This is a genomic window from Methylobacterium phyllosphaerae (assembly GCF_001936175.1).
GTDB classification, from domain to species: Bacteria; Pseudomonadota; Alphaproteobacteria; order Rhizobiales; family Beijerinckiaceae; genus Methylobacterium; species Methylobacterium fujisawaense.
Map to the genome: position 1 here is coordinate 417,480 of NZ_CP015367.1, position 16,233 is coordinate 433,712.

Genomic DNA, 16,233 nt, shown 5'->3' on the forward strand with positions numbered 1-16,233 from the left:
CGAACCCGGCTTGTCGAGCGCCTCTGCGGCGGATCCTGGCGGCGGATGGTCGAGGGCCCGCGCCGCGGACACGAACCCTGCGCCTGCGCCACCGCACGGCATCCGAGGTCCATAGCAGGATCCGGAACCGTCGGCGAGGCTCTGCGCAGTCTCGCGAATCGCCGCGGACCAGCTTGGGCGTAACGCACGACGGTGCGATCCGGTCGCATGGAGGTCGTCGGCGGCCACGCTTGCAGCGGTGCCCGGGCTCGGGCAGAGAGGCGGCTTCCCATCCGAGAGACTTTCCCGATGCCCAAGCCCGAGGCGCCGCGCCGCGGGGCGGTCGAGCCGTTCTGGCGGACCAAGACGCTCGAAGCCATGACCCCGTCCGAGTGGGAGAGCCTGTGCGACGGCTGCGGCCGGTGCTGCCTGATGAAGCTCGAGGACGAGGATACCGGCGAGGTCCATCACACCGATATCGGCTGCACGTTGCTCGACGGCCTCACCTGCCGGTGCCGCGACTACGCGCGGCGCCAGAAGCGGGTGCCCGACTGCGTGCGCCTAACGCCGGAAGCGGTGCGGTCGATCGCCTGGCTGCCGCCGACCTGCGCGTACCGGCTCGTGCGCGACGGGCAGCCGCTCTACCCGTGGCATCCCCTGATCTCCGGCCGGGCCGCGAGCGTTCACGAGGCGGGCATCTCGGTCCGCGGCCGGCTCGCCGGCAACGAGGAGGAATTCTCCGAGGACGAGCTGCCGGACCGGATCGTGGACTGGCCGGGCCTCGATCCCAGCGCCGCCTGAGGCGAGCGCGCCGGACGCCGGGGCCCGCAGACCGGCTGACGCCGCGTGGTCGCGGCCCGGCGCCCCGACCGGTACGCCCTAGCCGGCCTCGGAGTGCCGGCCGAGCAGCCGGCCGCCCGCCAGGCCGTTCGCCGCGATGACGATGGTCACCGCCGCCGCGTGGAACAGGAGATCCGTGGCGGTGGCGTCGTGGGGATGGACGGGCATGAGCAGCGCCGCCGCCGCCGCCGCCACCGCCAGCCCCCCGAGGGCGGCGGTGAGGTTCGGCCGCAGCGGGCAGGCGCGCCGCAGCATCACGACGATCAGCACCGACAAGGGCACCGAGACGCAGATCAGGAAGCTGAAGCAGCCCGTGATCGTGTGCTCGCCGGGCACGTCGGCCCCCGGCGCGATCCAGTCGCGCAGGCAGCCCAGCCCGCTCGCGCCGACCCAGAGGGCGAGGGGCGGAAGCGGCAAAAGCGCCCAGCGGCTGGACCGTCCCGGCACGCTCGTGGCGAAGGCCGCGAAGGCGGCCGTGATCGCCGTCAGCACGGCGCCGACCGCCGCGAGGGCCAGATCCGGCACATGCATGCGCAGCATGAAGCCGCCGGTTCCGATCCAGGCCGCGAGGACGACGCCGACCACTAGCGTCACGCCGAGCCAGAGCGCCGCGCGGGCCTCCGGGGTCGGCAGCGGCCGCACGGGTTCGAGGCCGCCTGCGAGTTCCTCGACGAGTCGGTCGTAACGGGACAGGTCCCCGCCGGCCCGATTGCTCCCCTCTCCGGGCATCACTCCCGCTCCTGCGTCAGACTGGCCCGGAGCGCCTTCAGCGCCCGGTGCAGGTTCACCTTGAGGGCTCCCTTGCTGCGACCGGTGAGGGCCGCGGTCTCGTCGAGCGACAGCTCGCGCAGGCCCAGGTGCTCCACGGCCTGCCGCTGGCCGTCGGGCAGGGCCGCCACCGCCCTGGCCAGGGCGGCCGCCCGATCCCGCGCCTCCAGCCCATGACCGGGGATCGGGCCCGGATCGACCTCGGCCTCGTAGGCCAGGGGGTCGTTGACCTCCCGCGGGCGCCGCCCGGCGCGGCGCAGCCGGTCGATCGCCCGCCGCTGGGTGATGGCGCGCAGCCAGGGCAGGAAGGGACGGGCCGGATCGTAGCTCGCCCGGGCCCGGTGGACGGTCATCAGCGCGTCCTGCACGACATCGTCCACCGCCTCGCCGCGCACGCCCTGTGCCCGGGCGATCGCCGAGACCACGGGCAGACACGCCTTCAGCAGCGAGCGGTAGGCGGCCGCGTCGCCGCCCTGCGCCGCCGCCATCAGGGTCGCCAGTTCCTCTTCGAGCGCCATCCGGGCTCCGCCGTCGTTCCGCCCCCCGGCCCGCGTCGTGTCTACCCCGCGGTGGGATCCCGACGCCAGCGCCCAAGCGCGCGCGGGCATCCCGCCCGAAACGGCGAGCATCATCGTACGGCCTCCCGTCCCGTCTCGGCGGGGGCCGCGGCGAGTCGCGCCGCGCCGAGGATGCGCCCGTCATCGGCCTGAAGCAGCAGGGCCGCCGTCTCGCCCTCCGGGCGGGTCGCCGTGAAGGTCGCGGCGGTACCGGACCAGCGCCCGAGATCCTGCAGCGAGCGGACGACGTTGGCCTGCTCGAGGGTCCGCCCGGCATTCTCGCCGCGCAGCACCCGCGTGGTGTGGCTCGGATCGTATCCGATCAGCAGGACGCGGCCGGAGGCCCCTCCGGCGTCGGGCGCAGGCCCGATCTGCGCGACGACGCGCCCGCCGTCGCGGGCCAGGGTCGCCGGGATGCCGGGGCCGGCCTCCCGGGCGCGGGCGATGGCAGCGCGCAGCCCGACCTCGTCGGAGCCGACGAGCCCGGTCTGTCCGTCGATCACGGCCTGCGGCGTGTAGGCGGGTCCGCCGAGGCGGGCCGCGTAGGATTCCTGGCGTGCGGTGGCGGCCGGCAGGGCGTAGGGGTCGCGCCAGTTCAGGTGGTTCCAATAGGTGACGTGGAACGCGAGCGGCAGGACGTCGCCCTGCGCACCCGCCGGCTCATGGGCGAGGCGGCCGATCAGCGCCTCCGCGGGCGGGCAGGAGGAGCAGCTCTGCGAGGTGAACAATTCGACGACGACGGGGCGCGCCGCCGCCTCGGCCGAAGGGAGGACGGCACACGACAGGACGGCGGCGATCAAGAGGGCAGGGCGCATGGCCGGAACTCCCGCACGCCGGCGGTTCGGACCCGGCGTACCGGCTCCTTCGGCGCTGCCGCGGCGGCGGTTACACGTCCGGGTCGAGTTCGAAAGCGTCGACGTCGCGCAGGAGGGCGAGGAAGGCCCGGGCGCCGTAGTCCAGCGCCGCACGACCCGCCTCGGCGGTTCCGAGACGCGCATCGCCCATGGCGCCCGAAGGATGGAGGTCGCCGGCCTTCCACGCGAAGGCGGCGGGGCGGCCGGCACGCAGGTGAGTGAAGTCGCGGACCATCGCCCGCGTCCGCGGCGGGAAGTCGGCGATCCGGTCGGCCCGGACGAGGTCAGGCCGCAGGGCCAGCATCAGCGCCGTCTCGATCCCGCCGGCATGGATGCCGTGAGCGATCTCGTCGGCGGGGAACAGGAACTCGGGATAGCCGAGTCGCGCCCAGGAGGTCGTGACCGCCACCATGCGGAATCGGGCGCGCAACTCGCCCGCCACGAGATCGATGAGCCCGCTGTTGCCGCCGTGACTCGTGACGAGCACCAGCTTTCGGCAGCCGGCGCGGTGGACGGCCGCGCCGATTCCCGTCCAGGCGGCGAGCGCCGTCCCGGTGTCCAGGGAGAGCGTACCCGGGAAGGAATCGTGCTCGTCCGACTTCCCCACCGGCTGGACTGGCAGCAGCAGCACGTCGAGATCGGGCGGCGCGTGGTCGCGCACCCGGGCGAGGTAGCCCTCGGCGATGAGGGTGTCGGTGGCGAGCGGCAGGTGCGGGCCGTGTTGCTCGATGGCGGCCACCGGCAGCACCGCGATCGCCCGCCCCATATCGCGACGCGCCAAGTCTTCGGTGGTCAATTCGGACCAGAACCGCGCCGTCATTCCTGCCGAGGCCTCCTTCCGGCGCCGCCGGGCGGCAGCGGGTTCGGGAGGCGATCTAACCGGCAGGCCGCCGCCGAGTCGACTAGCGCGTCGGCGGTCGACGCCTCGCCGGCAGGGTTCGCCTCAGGCGAACAGCGCGTCGATGTCGTCCTGGGAGGGCGTGGCGTCCACAGCCTGCGGACCGTTCAGCAGGAGATCCTCCGCCCGGGCCCGCCGGGCGCGCTCGGCGGGATCCATGGAGGACGCGTCGCGGGCCTTCACGGCCCCCACGAACCGCGCCAGGCGCTGCTCGAACAGGCGCAGCGATTCGACCACCTTGGCGATCCGCTGGCCGGTGATGTCCTGGAACGCGCAGGCTTCGAAGATCGTGTTGATGCGCTCCTCGACGGCCTCGCGGTAACCCGGTCCGTCGGGCAGGCCGAGCATCGCCTCGGCGGCCTCCATGATCGTGTTGGTGGCGCCTGCCGTCGCCGCGACAACGCTGCCGAGTTCCTCGTGCGCCATGGGGATGCGGTCACGGCTCATCTCGTTCGCGCGCAGCGCCCCGATCTCCTCACGGAGATGGGCGATGTAATCCGCGATCTCGATCAGCTCGGCGATCACGGTCTGCGGTTCACGAAACCGCAGATCGGCCTGCCGTGAGGCGGCTGACGACATGCTCTTCTCCTCGGATCTGTGGCCGTCCTGACCGGCCACGCCACGTCTCGGCGCCCGGCGGCGCAGGAGCGAACCGCCCGGACGGCGAGGGGACGAAGAAGGGGAGCCGGTCAGCTTCCGCAGACCGCCTCGATCTTCGACTTCAGCGTGGCCGCGTTGAAGGGCTTGACGATGTAATTGTTCACGCCGGCCTTCTTGGCCGCGATCACGTTCTCGGTCTTCGATTCGGCCGTCACCATGATGAACGGCGTCGTCCGAAGATTTTCGTCGGCGCGCACGTGCCGCAGCAGCTCGTAGCCCGTCATCGGCTCCATGTTCCAGTCGGAGATGACGAGCCCGTACTTGCGGCCCTTCAGTCGCGCCAGCGCCTCGGTCCCATCGGACGCGTCATCAACCTCTTCGAAGCCGAGCTGCTTCAGTAGATTGCGAATAATGCGGACCATCGTCTGGTAATCGTCGACAACGAGGATCGGCATGCTCAGGTCGAGAGCCATCGAACAACTGCTCCGTATTGCCCGGCGGGAAGCCGCGGCGGCTCCCGGATAGATTAACGCTTCGCTAACGCTGCGTTTTAGCTGCGCTGCACAGCATTGAAAATAGGGCACGCGCATTGCGAAGCGGTTAATCGGGACGGCCGGGGCGAGGCCGCGCGCCCCGAGGGCAGCCCGGCGCCCTCGGAATGCCTCGCTTGACCCTCCGGGCGCCTTTGGGCAGGGTCCGGCCGCGTCGGGCCCCTCGCGGACATGTCAGGCGATCCCATCCGACCCTTCCGAGCATTCGACCCCGAACCGATGGCCCCAGGCGACGACACGGCCGCGCGGCCCTTCACGATCTGCCGCGCCGATGCGCCCGTCCCACCCGCCCTGGCCGGGGCCGTGGCGGCGATCGGCAATTTCGATGGCGTCCATCTCGGTCATCGGGTGCTCGTCGAGGGCGTGCGCGCCGAGGCCCGTGCGGCCGGCCGACCGGCCGTGATCCTGACCTTCGAGCCGCATCCGCGGGCCTATTTCACGCCCGACGCGCCGATGTTCCGGCTGACCGGCCTCGCCGCCAAGGAGATCGTGTTCGCGCATCTGGGCCTCGACGGCCTGATCGTGCGCCGCTTCGACGGGGCTCTGGCTGCCACGGGCGCCCGTGCCTTCGTGCTCGACTTCCTGAAGGGGGCGCTCGGCCTGTCCGGCGTTGTCGTCGGGCACGATTTCCATTTCGGCCGCGGCCGCGAGGGTACCCCCGCGATCCTCGCCGAACTCTGCCGTGAAGCCGGGATGCGCTGCCGGATCGTGGCGCCGGTCGCCCTCGGCGGCGAGACCGAGCCGGTCTCGTCGAGCGCGATCCGCGCCGCCCTCGCGGCCGGCGACATCGTCCGCGCCAACGCGCTTCTCGGCTATCGCTGGTTCGTCCTCGGCGCGGTGCGCCACGGCGACAAGCGCGGGCGGCAGCTCGGCTTTCCCACCGCCAACATGATGCTGCCCGATTGCGGGCTGGCACACGGCATCTACGCGGTGCGGGTCCGCCTGACGTCGGGGGACTTCCGCGACGGCGTGGCGAGCTATGGGCGCCGTCCGACCTTCGATGACGGCGCGCCGCTGCTGGAGACCTATCTCTTCGATTTCTCCGACGATCTCTACGGGCAGGACATCGCCGTGGAGTTCGTCGGACACATTCGCGGCGAGGAGCGGTTCGCCAGCGCCGACGCGCTGGTCGAACGCATGCATGTCGATGCGGCGATGGCGCGGGCCCTGCTGGCGCGCGATGAAACCCCGTCGATGATGACCTGAACCTCGCGGGCATCGCGGGGCGTGCAGATCGTGTAGAAGGCGCCATCGAGCAGGAGGCGGACGTGCTGGGTCGTTACGAGCGCGCGAACAACGGCGAAGCGGTCGTCGAGTACGGCGACGGCACCATGCGGGTGGTCAAGCCCGGCAGCTTCGTGCGCTGCGCGGTGACCGGCGAGCCGATCCCGCTCGACGGGCTGCGCTACTGGAGCGCCGCCCGCCAGGAGGCCTACGCCTCCCCCGAGGCGATTCTGCAGCGGCTCAAGGAAACCGGCCGTCCCTGAGGGTCACGGCGCGCGGAGCGCGTCGCGGATCTGCCGGCGCAGGGCGTCCACGTCGTCGAGCACGAGGCGGACGCGCAGGACGCGCACGTCTGCCGAGAAGGCCGGCGGCAGGCGCACGGCGTCCTTCTCGGTGGTGACGAGGTCTGCACCGAGGCGCCGGGCCGACTCGGCCAGGGCAGCCAGTTCTCCCGGCCGGTAGGGATGATGATCCGGGAACGGACGCGTCCCGGCGATCACCGCGCCCGCCGTCGCCAGGGTCGCGAAGAACTTTTCAGGGCGGCCGATGCCCGCGAAGGCGAGGCAGCGCCGGCCCGCCAGATCATCCGCCTCCCGCACGAGTCGCGCCCGGTGGACGGGCAGGCCGCGCCGCTCGGCCGTCCGGGCGACCGCGTCGCCCCCGGCGCCGTCACCGATCACGATCAGCCCGCCGACATGCGGCCATTGCCGGGCGAGGGGCGCGCGCAGCGGCCCCGCCGGGAACGGCAATCCGTTGCCGAGGCCGGCGGGGCCGTCGACCACCGCGAAACTGAGATCCTTGACGAGGCTCGGATTCTGCAGGCCGTCATCCATGACGATGACGTCGGCGCCAAGCTGCCGGCAGAGGGCGGCGCCCGCCGGCCGGTCCCGGGAGACGATCGCGGGCGCCCTGCGGGCGAGGAGCAGCGGCTCGTCGCCGACCTCCGCGGCGGCGTGGCGGTCGGGATCGACCCGTACCGGGCCCGCGTTCCGGCCCCCGTAGCCGCGGGACAGGAAGGCCGGCCTGCGGCCGAGCTCGGCGAGGAGGGCCGCGACCGCGAGGGCGGCCGGCGTCTTGCCGGCACCGCCGAGGGTGAAATTGCCCAGGCACAGGACCGGGCAGCCGGCCGGGGCGCCGGGACGATCCATGCGCCGGGCCACCAATGCCCCGTAGAGCGCCGCGAACGGGGCGAGGCCGCGCGCGGCCGGGTGATCCGGCCCCGCCGCCCAGAAGGCCGGGGGCCGCATCAGGCCCGCACGAGCGGTCGCGCGCGGCTACCCCGGTCGAGGCGCTGGAGCTTCATCTGCGCCACGAAGGGATCGAGCACGGCGAGCGTGCGCGCCACCGCCCCCTCGAAGGGCTCCAGGGCACGCTGCCCCTCACGGGCCATGTCGGCGAGCCGGCTCCGATCGCCGAGGAGCTCCGCGGCGATCGCCGCCAGTTCGACGCCGTCGCGCACGGGCAGGGCGCCCCCGGCCCGGTCGAGGGCCTGATAGACCACGCTGAAATTCTCGATGTGGGGCCCGTGCAGCACCGCAGAGCCGAGGCGCAGCGGCTCGATCGGGTTCTGTCCGCCCCGCGGCACCAGGGAACCGCCGAGAAACACCAGGGGACTCAGGCGGTAGAACAGGCCCAGCTCACCGATCGTATCCGCGACGTAGACCTCGATGGACGGGTGAGGCCGCCCGCCGGTGGAGCGCCGGGCGCTGCGCAGGCCGACGGCGTCGGCGCACGCCACCACCTCGCCCCCCCGGGCCGGATGCCGCGGGGCGATGATGGTCAGGAGCTGGGGGAACTGCACCTTCAGCATCGCGTGCGCGTAGGCGACCATGGTCTCCTCGCCGGCATGCGTGCTCGCGGCGACCCAAACCGGCCGGCCGGCCATCATGGCCCCCAGATAGGCAAGCTGCTGCGCGTCGGCCGGGGGCACCGACGCGTCGAACTTCAGATTCCCCGCGATGCTCACCCGCGGCGCCCCGAGCTTGGCGAAGCGCTCGCCGTCCTCCTGGGTCTGCGCGAGGCAGATCGCGATCCGCGTCAGCAGAGCCTTGGCGGTGCGCGGGCAGCGCTCCCAGCCCCGGAACGAGCGCTTCGACATGCGGCCGTTGACCAGGATCAGCGGGATCTCGCGCTCGTCCAGCGCCAGGATCGTGTTCGGCCAGATCTCCGATTCGGCGATGACCGCGAGGTCCGGCTGCCAATGCTCCAGAAACCGTCCGATCCAGCGGGGCGCGTCGAGCGGCATGTACTGATGCACCGCGCCGGGCGGCAGCCGCACGCCGACGAGTTCGGCCGCCGCGCGTGTGCCCGTGGTCACGAGCACCGAGAAGCCGCGGGCGATCATGCCCTCGACGAGCCCGATCAGCGACAGGGCTTCGCCGACGCTCGCGCCGTGCATCCAGGCCAGCGGCCCGACCGGCCGGGCCCGCCCCGGCAGACCGCGCCGCTCCGGAAGCCGACGCGGATCCTCCTTGCCGCGCTGCGCACGCCACGCGAGTAGGCCGGTCAGCGCCGGCTCGCCGATGCGCAGGCCGGCCCGGTAGGCCTGCAGCGGCAGGGTGACGGAGGGACGCCTCACGCGAGGTCTCCCACCGGCGCGTCTCGGAGCTCGGGAAGCGGGTCGCGGTAGAGCGCCGCCCGGTCGGCGCGCCCGACGAGCGCGTAGGCGCGGGCATGCACCCGATTCATTTCGGCCTCGACGAAGCGGCGCAGCGTCTCGAAGGCCTCGCCGTCGCTGTCCCGCGGAACATAGATCGGGTCGCCCAGCACGATCGCGCCGCGGCCGAAGGGCAGGCCCAGGCAGGCCCGGTCCCACGAGTTGAAGCGCAGATGCCGGCTCGTCACCACGGCCGCCGGGACGATCGGCCGCCCGGAGAAGCGCGCCAGGGTCAGGATCCCGGCATCGCACCGGCGCGAGACCTTGGGAACGTCGGCGCTGAAGGCCACCGATTCGCCGCCCTTCAGGGCCCGCAGCATGGCCCGCAATCCTTCGGCTCCGCCCTTGGCGCGCAGATCGGTGGCGCGGCTGCGGCCGCGGGCGCCGGAGGCCCGCATCACACGGACGCCGAAGCGTTCCAGCGCGATGGTGTTGATGTTCCCATCCGGATTCCGCGAGATGATCGTGGCCACGCGGTCGCCCGGGCGACGCATGAGCGGCATCATGATGTGCTGGCCGTGCCACATGCCGATGATCAGCGGCTTGCGCGCGTCGATCCAGCCGTCCGCGGCCCCAGGGGACGCATCGCCCGCATGGATCTCGAAGCGGTTGGTGAGTCGCACGAGCCGCAGATAGCCGGCCGCGAAACGGCCGAGGAGGCCCTGCACGGACGGATGGCGGATAAGACGCTTGCCGAGGTTCATGTCACGCGTGGGGCGGCTGGACGGCCGCCCGATCAGTTCCGGATCGAATTCGACCGGGCATGGTCTAGCCCCCGCCCCCGAGACGAGACAATCGGCCCCGCCCACAACCACACGTTTGAGCCACCGGTGTCGACCGGCCTGCCGGCGTCGCGGATGCTCCCGCGGAGCGGCGAAAACACGGCAAGCACCCTTGTTTGGATTGATTCCAGACTGTAGATTGGAATTGATCCAAACAAGGAGATTCGCATGGCCGCCGCCCTCGAAAGTGCCGTTGCATTGGACGCGGAAGCGCGCCGCGCCTTCGTCTTGCGCTACGTGCAGCCCGGCCTTGCGGGCCTGATCGACGGCTCGGTCTCGACCCTCGCGCCGATCTTCGCGGCGGCTTTCGCCACGGGACATAACGGCGCGACCTTCCTGGTGGGGCTCGCGGCGTCGGTCGGGGCCGGCATCAGCATGGGCTTCACCGAGGCGCTCTCGGACGACGGCCAGGTCACGGGCCGCGGCGACCCCTGGCTGCGCGGCCTGGTCTGCGGGGCCATGACCACGCTGGGCGGCCTCGGCCACACGCTGCCCTACGCGATTCCCGACACGCTCCCGCCCGGCTGGCCGAACCCGTTCGTGCTCGCCACGAGCCTCGCCGTCCTGGTCGTGGTGGTGGAACTCGCGGTCATCGCGGCGATCCGCACGCGCTTCATGGCGACGCCCTTCTGGCGCGCGGCCCTGCAGGTCATGCTCGGCGGAGCGCTGGTGCTGGTGGTCGGGATGCTGATCGGAAGCGCTTGACGCGAGGCGCCGCGCCCGCGATGCGGGGCGCCTTCCGTCCCCGTGTCGAGGGTGACCACCGGCGTTGACCTTCCGCCTCGCCCATCTCAGCGATCCGCATGTCGGCCCCCTCGGCCGGGTGCGTCTCCACCAGCTCATCGGCAAGCGCGCCACCGGCTACGCCAATTGGCGACGCGGGCGCTCGCGCAGCCACGACATGACCGTGCTGGAGGCGCTGGTCACCGATCTGAAGGCGCAGGGCGCCGGACACATCGCCTGTACGGGCGACCTGTGCAACATCGGCCTGCCGAGCGAATGGGAGACGGCGCGTACCTTCCTGGAGGCACTGGGCTCGCCCGAAGCGGTGAGCTTCGTGCCGGGCAACCACGATGCCTATGTCCGCGGCTCCCTCGAAGGCCTGCTCGCCGCCTGCGGCCGCTACACGGGCGACGATTCCGGCTCGTGGGGCCGCTTTCCCTACCTGCGGCGGCGTGGGCCCCTGGCGCTGGTCGGCCTGTCCAGCGCGATTCCGACCAAACCCTTCGTGGCGACGGGCCGCCTCGGTGCGCCGCAGCTGGCCGCGGCCGAAGCCCTGCTCCGCGCCCTGGCCACGGAGCCGGGGCGCCCGTTCCGCGTGGTGATGATCCACCATCCGCCGCAGCCCGGGGGCGCCTCGCCCGGCCGCGAGCTGAAGGATGCCGCAGCGTTCACCGCGATGATCGCACGGGCCGGGGCGGACCTGATCCTGCACGGTCACAATCACGTCACCAGCGCCGCCCGGATCCCGGGGCCGGACGGCCGGGCCGTCCCGGTGGTGGGTGCCCCCTCCGCATCGGCGCGCCCGCACGGACACGGGGCGATGGCGTCGCGCCGGGCCTCCTACCTGCTGTTCGAGATCGACCGGTCGGACCAGAGAGTCTCGGTCACAGCCCGGCGACGGGGCCTCGATGCGTCAGGCGCCATCAGCGATCTCGGCGCCCTGGATCTCGACGGGTCGGACCTCGACGCGTCAAACCTCGCCTGACGAGCCGGGCCGGCCGGCCCGTGAGGGGGGCGCCGGCCCGGGATCGGGATGCAGATCAGATGCCGACGACTGCCAAGTCGGTGCGCTGCTGTCGGCTGAGGCTCGCTTCGTAGCGCTCGGCCTGGAGGCGGGTAAGACCGCAGATCAACGCGAGTGTCCCGCGATACACAGTGTAGGTGCCGTCGTGTGTCGGCCTGACGCGAATCACCTCTGCCATGGAAGCCTGCCTTCTGCTGGAGGTTGCCTGCCCTCGTCTAAGAAAGTCGTTCCTTCTCGCTGAATTGGCCGGTCGAACGCGCGAACGGGGGGAGGTTATCAGTCGTTCCAAAGGTAGCAAGAGCCGCCTACGTCGGAATGCTTAGGTCTTTTCTGCTGCATTGCGGCAAAGCCTTGCCGGCGTTGGCGATCCGCAGAAGCGGAAAAAAGCGGCCGTCGGCTTGCATATTGAATATGCTGCGCGGGCCGGCCGGGAGCCGCTCGGGCGGTGCGAATCGTAGGATGGACCCCGCCCGTCCGGGCGCGCGAAAGGAACCCCCATGCAGCTCTGGCGTCTGACGGCGACCGACCTCGCGGCCCTGATCCGCACCGGCCAAGTTTCGGCCCGGGAGGTCGCGCGGGACGCCCTCGACCGGCTCGAGACGGTCAATGGGCGGATCAACGCCGTGGTCGAGCACCGCCCGGAGGATGTGCTGGCGCAGGCCGACACGGTGGACGCCGCCCGGGCTCGGGGTGAGGCGCCCGGTCCGCTCGCGGGTGTCCCGGTCACCATCAAGGTCAACGCCGACCAGCGGGGCTTCGCGACGACGAACGGGCTGCGTCTCCAGCGCGACCTCGTGGCGACGGACGACAATCCCGTGGTCGCCAATTTCCGCCGGGCCGGCGCGGTGCTGCTCGGTCGGACCAACACGCCCGCCTTCTCGCTGCGCTGGTTCACCACCAACCAGCTCCACGGCGACACCAAGAATCCGCGTGATCCGGCTCTGACGCCCGGCGGCTCGTCCGGAGGCGCGGGCGCGGCTGTGGCGGCCGGGATCGGCGCGATCGCCCACGGCACCGACATTGCCGGATCGGTGCGCTATCCAGCCTATGCCTGCGGCGTGCACGGGCTGCGTCCGAGCCTGGGCCGGATCCCCGCCTGGAATCCGTCCTCGCCCGAGCGCGGGATCGGTCCCCAACTCATGGCGGTCTCGGGGCCGCTCGCCCGCAGCATCGCGGATCTTCGCCTCGGCCTCGAAGTCATGGCGGCCCCGGATCCGCGCGATCCATGGTGGGTGCCGGCGCCGCTGGAAGGGCCGTCCGTGCCGCGCCAGGTCGCCCTCTGCGTGCGGCCTGGGGGCCTCGCCACCGCCCCGGAGGTCGAAGCCGGCCTGCGGGAGGCCGCGCGCCGCCTGGCCGAGGCCGGATGGACGGTCACGGAGATCGCCGACACCCCGCCGATCCGGGAAGCCAGCGAACTCCAGCTCCAGCTCTGGCTCGGGGACGGCTACGCGGCGGTCCGGGCTGCGGCGGAGCGGGAAGGGGATCCGGCGGCCATCGGGCTCCTGGAGAGCTTCCGGTCGCGGGCCGAGGCGATGGCGCCCGACGCCATCGCCCGGGCGCTCACCCGGCGCGCGACGCTGGCGCGGGAATGGTCGCTGTTCCTTGCCGAGAACCCTGTGCTCCTGGTCCCGGTCTCGGGCGAGCTGCCCTTCCCCGACGGGCTCGACCGCACCGGGGATGCCGGCGTCGCCCGGGCCTTCGAGGCGAACCTGCTGCAGGTGGGACTGGCACCGATCGGGGTCCCGGCGCTCACCGTGACGACCGGCCTCGTCGGACGGACCCCTGTCGGGGTGCAAGTGGTCGCCGCCCGCTACCGGGAAGACCTATGCCTCGCGGCCGGCGCGGCGATCGAGGCCGGAGGCGTGCCGGAGATGCCGGTCGACCCGGTCTGACGCCGGGCCGCCCCTGTCCGGACCCGAAAAGTGGCAGGCCTGCCGGTCCGACGATCGGCTGCAGGAGTCGCGACGGCTCGAGGATCGCCACAGGCGGGTGCGTGTGAAGCCCCTGACCGGTCTGCCGACCGCGCCGTCAGGTCCGCTCCCCGCCCTGACGGGCTTCGTCCGCGGCGGCACGGCGGGAGGGCCTGCCGGGGGTGCCGTCGCGATCGCGACCGTCGGCCGGGTCGGCGTCTGACATCACGCCGGCCGGGCTCAGGACCGGCCTGCGGCTCCGAGGTTTGCCAGCAGGGCCGCGAACAGCCGCGCCCGCTGCGGCAGGGTCTCGATCAGCACGTGCTCCTCCAGGGTGTGGTAGCCTTGGCCCAGCGGCCCGAGCCCGTCGAGGGTCGGGATACCGTTGGCGCCGGTGAAGTTGCCGTCCGAGCCGCCGCCGGCGCTGCGATGAGGCAGGGGCTGGCCGAGCGCCCCGCTCAGGGCACGCGCCTGCTCGTAGAGCGCCATGCAGCCCGCATCCGGCTCCCAGACCGGCCGGGTCACGCCCCGGGTGACGGTGAAGCGGACGCCGTCCTCCTCGCCCGACAGCGCCAGCATCCGCTCGACGCCGCGGTCGAGGTCGGCCTGGCGCTTGGCCATGCTGAGCGCCTGCCCGCGGCAGACGGTCGAGACGCAGTTCACCCACTGCCCGCCCGACACGATCCCGGTGGAGACGGTGCAGTCGGCGTCCGAGAGCGCATCGATCGCGAGGATCTTGCGCGCCATCGCGCGGATCGCCGAGCGCCCCTCGTGGGGCGAGGCGCCGGCATGGCTCGGACGGCCCAGGGCCTCGAGGTCGAATCGGGCGATGGCGTAACGCCCGGTAACCACGCCGTTGTCGGGCTGCCCGGGTTCGGGCACCAGCACGACGGCGTGGCGGGCCGCCTCAGCCTCGATCAGGTCGCGGGTCGAGGGGCTGCCGACCTCCTCGTCGCCGGTGAACAGGACGGTCACCGGCAGCGGCGTCTCGATCCCGGCCGCCGCCAGGGCGCGGATCGCCGCCAGGGCGATGACGTTGCCCCCCTTCATGTCGAGGATGCCCGGGCCGTAGGCGCGGTCGCCCTCGATCCGCCAGGGCAGGCTTCCGAGGGTGCCGACCGGATGCACCGTGTCGAGATGGCCGAGCACCAGAATGCCGGGCCGGTCGCGGTCCCGGTGCGGGAACCGCGCGCGGACGCAGTCGCTCAGGCCCATGCGGCCCGGGATCGTCTCGACGGTCGCCCCGAGGAGCGCGAGATCGCGGGCGGCGACGCTCATCATCCGATTGACCGCCGCCGCGTCGTGGGTGGGACTCTCGCACAGGACCCAGGGCTGCAGGGTCGCGAGGATGTCCTGAGCGTCGAAGCGCAGATCCGGAATCATCGGGCTTTCTCCTCGGCGAACGGATCGGCGACCCGCGGCCAGTAGTGGCCCGACCGCTTGGTGTAGGGGATCGCGCCGTAATCCGGCGGAACGGCTCCGGGCGCCGCGACGTAGCGGACCTCGCTCGCGATCGGCGCGAAGGCGGCGTAGAAATGCTGCATCGACTTCACCACAACCATCCGCTTGTCGTCGAGGGTGAGGCCGAGACCCGTGAACGCGTCGGGCGCGAAGGCCTGCTGGCGCTTGTGGGTCAGCACCACGTGGATCCCGTCCGCCTCGACCCAGGCCGCGGGGCCGAGATGGGCGTGGCCGCCGCTGAGGCCGGTCTGGCTGTGGTTGTCCGACAGGCCGCGCACCGTGACGCGCAGGTCCACCGGGTTCCCGGAGGTCACGCCGCACTTGCCGCCGATCCGCAGCGTGAAAGACGCCCCGAGCCCGGCCTCGTGGCAGATGCCGACCGCCCCGGGATCCCAGATCAGGCCGAGGGCCACGTCCTTGACGCCCCGCTCTGCGAGGCGGGCGAGGAGCGCGGTGTTGTCCGAAGGCGCGCCCGCGCCGGCATTGTCGGCGAAGTCGGCGAGGACCATCGGGCGCGGGTCGGCGGAGGCGAGGGCGAAATCGATGGCCGCGTCGATCGTATCGCAGCGGCTCGCGGCCTCTTCCCGCATCGCCCAGACCGCGCCGGCCAGCTCATCGGCCAGCGCCTGCGCCTTGCCGGCATCACCGTCGGCGACGACCAGCATCTTGGCACCGACATCCGCCACGTCGCCCCAGGGGAAGCCGTGCCCGAAGGAGACCGACAGGATGCCGTCGCGCCCCTCCAGGGACTCCATCCGGCGGACGAAGCCCGCGACCGGCTCGCGGCTGGTGCGCCACATGTTGACGATCCGGCAGTCGGCGTACGCCATCACCGGCCGGATGTCCTTCGACACCGTCTTGACGACCAACGGATACAGGTCGCGGGCGCGGTCGACGATGTCGGTGTGCGGGTATTCCTTGTAGATCACGATGACGTCGGCGTTGGTCCGCATCGTCTCGGTGAGATGGCAGTGGAGGTCGAGCTCGACGCCGATCGTGGCGTCCGGCCCGACGATGGCGCGGACCCGCTCCAGGATGTCGCCCTCGCAGTCGTCATAGCCCTCCGCCACCATGGCGCCGTGCATGAACAGCAGCACCGCATCGACCGGCATCGCCGCCTTCAGGTCCTCCAGCAGGGTGTCGCGCAGCGCCTCGTAGACGGCCCGCAGGGTGATGCCGCCGGGCTGCGCGAAGGTCGAGAGGCTCTCGACCACCGCATGCCCGTCCGCCTCGGCCATCGCGCGCCAGGCCTTGAGGCCGATATTGCTCAGGCTCGGCGGGTTCCGGCTGCCGTCGCGGCGGGCGTAGTCGGCGTGAAACGCCGCTTGTCCGGTGGGCAAGGGCGCGAAGGTGTTGGTCTCTGTGGCGAGACCCGCGATGAAGATCTTCAAGGTCCTGTCCCAATC

At 72.3% G+C, this 16,233-nt stretch carries 17 protein-coding genes and 1 pseudogene; 6 read left to right on the forward strand and 12 right to left on the reverse strand.

Going from position 1 to position 16,233, the window contains the following annotated elements:
• Nucleotides 1-288: 288 nt before the first annotated feature.
• Nucleotides 289-780 carry a YcgN family cysteine cluster protein gene (locus MCBMB27_RS02020; RefSeq protein WP_043388797.1) on the forward strand — a complete coding sequence of 164 codons (492 nt, stop codon included), beginning with the start codon at nt 289-291 and terminating at the stop codon, nt 778-780.
• A gap of 78 nt (nt 781-858) precedes the next feature.
• Here MCBMB27_RS02020 and MCBMB27_RS02025 read toward each other — a convergent pair whose 3' ends face one another.
• The 6 genes from MCBMB27_RS02025 to MCBMB27_RS02050 all read right to left on the reverse strand — a co-directional run bounded on the left by MCBMB27_RS02025 (nt 859) and on the right by MCBMB27_RS02050 (nt 4,969).
• A complete protein-coding gene (locus tag MCBMB27_RS02025) occupies nt 859-1,548 on the reverse strand; it encodes an NrsF family protein (RefSeq protein ID WP_075379745.1) in 690 nt (229 codons plus the stop codon).
• On the reverse strand, nt 1,548-2,105 hold the full coding sequence (locus MCBMB27_RS02030) for a sigma-70 family RNA polymerase sigma factor (protein WP_043349707.1): 558 nt from the start codon (nt 2,103-2,105) through the stop codon (nt 1,548-1,550). The genes MCBMB27_RS02025 and MCBMB27_RS02030 overlap by 1 nt, the downstream gene beginning before the upstream one ends.
• A gap of 110 nt (nt 2,106-2,215) precedes the next feature.
• Nucleotides 2,216-2,959 (reverse strand): DUF1223 domain-containing protein, encoded by a 744-nt coding sequence (locus MCBMB27_RS02035; protein WP_075379746.1) that lies wholly within the window; start codon nt 2,957-2,959, stop codon nt 2,216-2,218.
• 70 nt (nt 2,960-3,029) lie between these two features.
• Entirely contained in the window at nt 3,030-3,818 is a 789-nt protein-coding gene (locus tag MCBMB27_RS02040) for a creatininase family protein (RefSeq protein ID WP_075379747.1), read from the reverse strand.
• Between the two features lie 123 nt (nt 3,819-3,941).
• Nucleotides 3,942-4,475: a protein phosphatase CheZ gene (locus MCBMB27_RS02045; RefSeq protein ID WP_051044744.1), complete on the reverse strand. Its 534-nt coding sequence runs from the start codon at nt 4,473-4,475 to the stop codon at nt 3,942-3,944.
• A gap of 110 nt (nt 4,476-4,585) precedes the next feature.
• Nucleotides 4,586-4,969 carry a response regulator gene (locus tag MCBMB27_RS02050; protein WP_012317888.1) on the reverse strand — a complete coding sequence of 128 codons (384 nt, stop codon included), beginning with the start codon at nt 4,967-4,969 and terminating at the stop codon, nt 4,586-4,588.
• Between the two features lie 297 nt (nt 4,970-5,266).
• Between MCBMB27_RS02050 and MCBMB27_RS02055 the strand changes: the two genes are divergently transcribed.
• Nucleotides 5,267-6,253, forward strand: a complete 987-nt coding sequence (locus tag MCBMB27_RS02055) for a bifunctional riboflavin kinase/FAD synthetase (protein ID WP_075379748.1) — start codon at nt 5,267-5,269, stop codon at nt 6,251-6,253.
• 62 nt (nt 6,254-6,315) lie between these two features.
• A complete protein-coding gene (locus MCBMB27_RS02060) occupies nt 6,316-6,534 on the forward strand; it encodes a DUF2093 domain-containing protein (protein WP_043349698.1) in 219 nt (72 codons plus the stop codon).
• A gap of 3 nt (nt 6,535-6,537) precedes the next feature.
• Here MCBMB27_RS02060 and lpxK read toward each other — a convergent pair whose 3' ends face one another.
• Genes lpxK through MCBMB27_RS02075 form a run of 3 tightly spaced genes read right to left on the reverse strand, consistent with a single transcriptional unit; the run spans nt 6,538 to nt 9,631 of the window.
• Nucleotides 6,538-7,518, reverse strand: a complete 981-nt coding sequence (lpxK, locus tag MCBMB27_RS02065; protein WP_043349695.1) for a tetraacyldisaccharide 4'-kinase — start codon at nt 7,516-7,518, stop codon at nt 6,538-6,540.
• Nucleotides 7,518-8,849 carry a 3-deoxy-D-manno-octulosonic acid transferase gene (locus tag MCBMB27_RS02070; protein WP_075379749.1) on the reverse strand — a complete coding sequence of 444 codons (1,332 nt, stop codon included), beginning with the start codon at nt 8,847-8,849 and terminating at the stop codon, nt 7,518-7,520. Before MCBMB27_RS02070 ends, lpxK begins: the two co-directional genes overlap by 1 nt.
• Nucleotides 8,846-9,631 (reverse strand): lysophospholipid acyltransferase family protein, encoded by a 786-nt coding sequence (locus MCBMB27_RS02075; protein WP_053610916.1) that lies wholly within the window; start codon nt 9,629-9,631, stop codon nt 8,846-8,848. The genes MCBMB27_RS02070 and MCBMB27_RS02075 overlap by 4 nt, the downstream gene beginning before the upstream one ends.
• Nucleotides 9,632-9,910: 279 nt before the next feature.
• Between MCBMB27_RS02075 and MCBMB27_RS02080 the strand changes: the two are divergent.
• A pseudogene (locus tag MCBMB27_RS02080) lies at nt 9,911-10,414 on the forward strand (VIT1/CCC1 transporter family protein); the annotation flags it as partial.
• Between the two features lie 64 nt (nt 10,415-10,478).
• Nucleotides 10,479-11,417, forward strand: coding sequence for a metallophosphoesterase family protein (locus MCBMB27_RS02085; protein ID WP_043388809.1), 939 nt, complete (start codon nt 10,479-10,481; stop codon nt 11,415-11,417).
• 55 nt (nt 11,418-11,472) lie between these two features.
• Here the strand turns inward: MCBMB27_RS02085 and MCBMB27_RS30120 are convergent, their stop codons facing one another.
• Nucleotides 11,473-11,634 (reverse strand): hypothetical protein, encoded by a 162-nt coding sequence (locus MCBMB27_RS30120; RefSeq protein WP_164706402.1) that lies wholly within the window; start codon nt 11,632-11,634, stop codon nt 11,473-11,475.
• A gap of 319 nt (nt 11,635-11,953) precedes the next feature.
• Between MCBMB27_RS30120 and MCBMB27_RS02090 the strand changes: the two genes are divergently transcribed.
• On the forward strand, nt 11,954-13,348 hold the full coding sequence (locus MCBMB27_RS02090; protein ID WP_075379750.1) for an amidase family protein: 1,395 nt from the start codon (nt 11,954-11,956) through the stop codon (nt 13,346-13,348).
• Between the two features lie 258 nt (nt 13,349-13,606).
• Here MCBMB27_RS02090 and MCBMB27_RS02095 read toward each other — a convergent pair whose 3' ends face one another.
• Together MCBMB27_RS02095 and MCBMB27_RS02100 are read right to left on the reverse strand one after the other, a co-directional pair.
• The gene (locus MCBMB27_RS02095; protein WP_075379751.1) at nt 13,607-14,749 is read right to left on the reverse strand and encodes a M20/M25/M40 family metallo-hydrolase; all 1,143 of its coding nucleotides are present in this window, start codon (nt 14,747-14,749) and stop codon (nt 13,607-13,609) included.
• Entirely contained in the window at nt 14,746-16,218 is a 1,473-nt protein-coding gene (locus tag MCBMB27_RS02100; RefSeq protein WP_075379752.1) for a M81 family metallopeptidase, read from the reverse strand. Before MCBMB27_RS02100 ends, MCBMB27_RS02095 begins: the two co-directional genes overlap by 4 nt.
• Nucleotides 16,219-16,233: the final 15 nt, after the last annotated feature.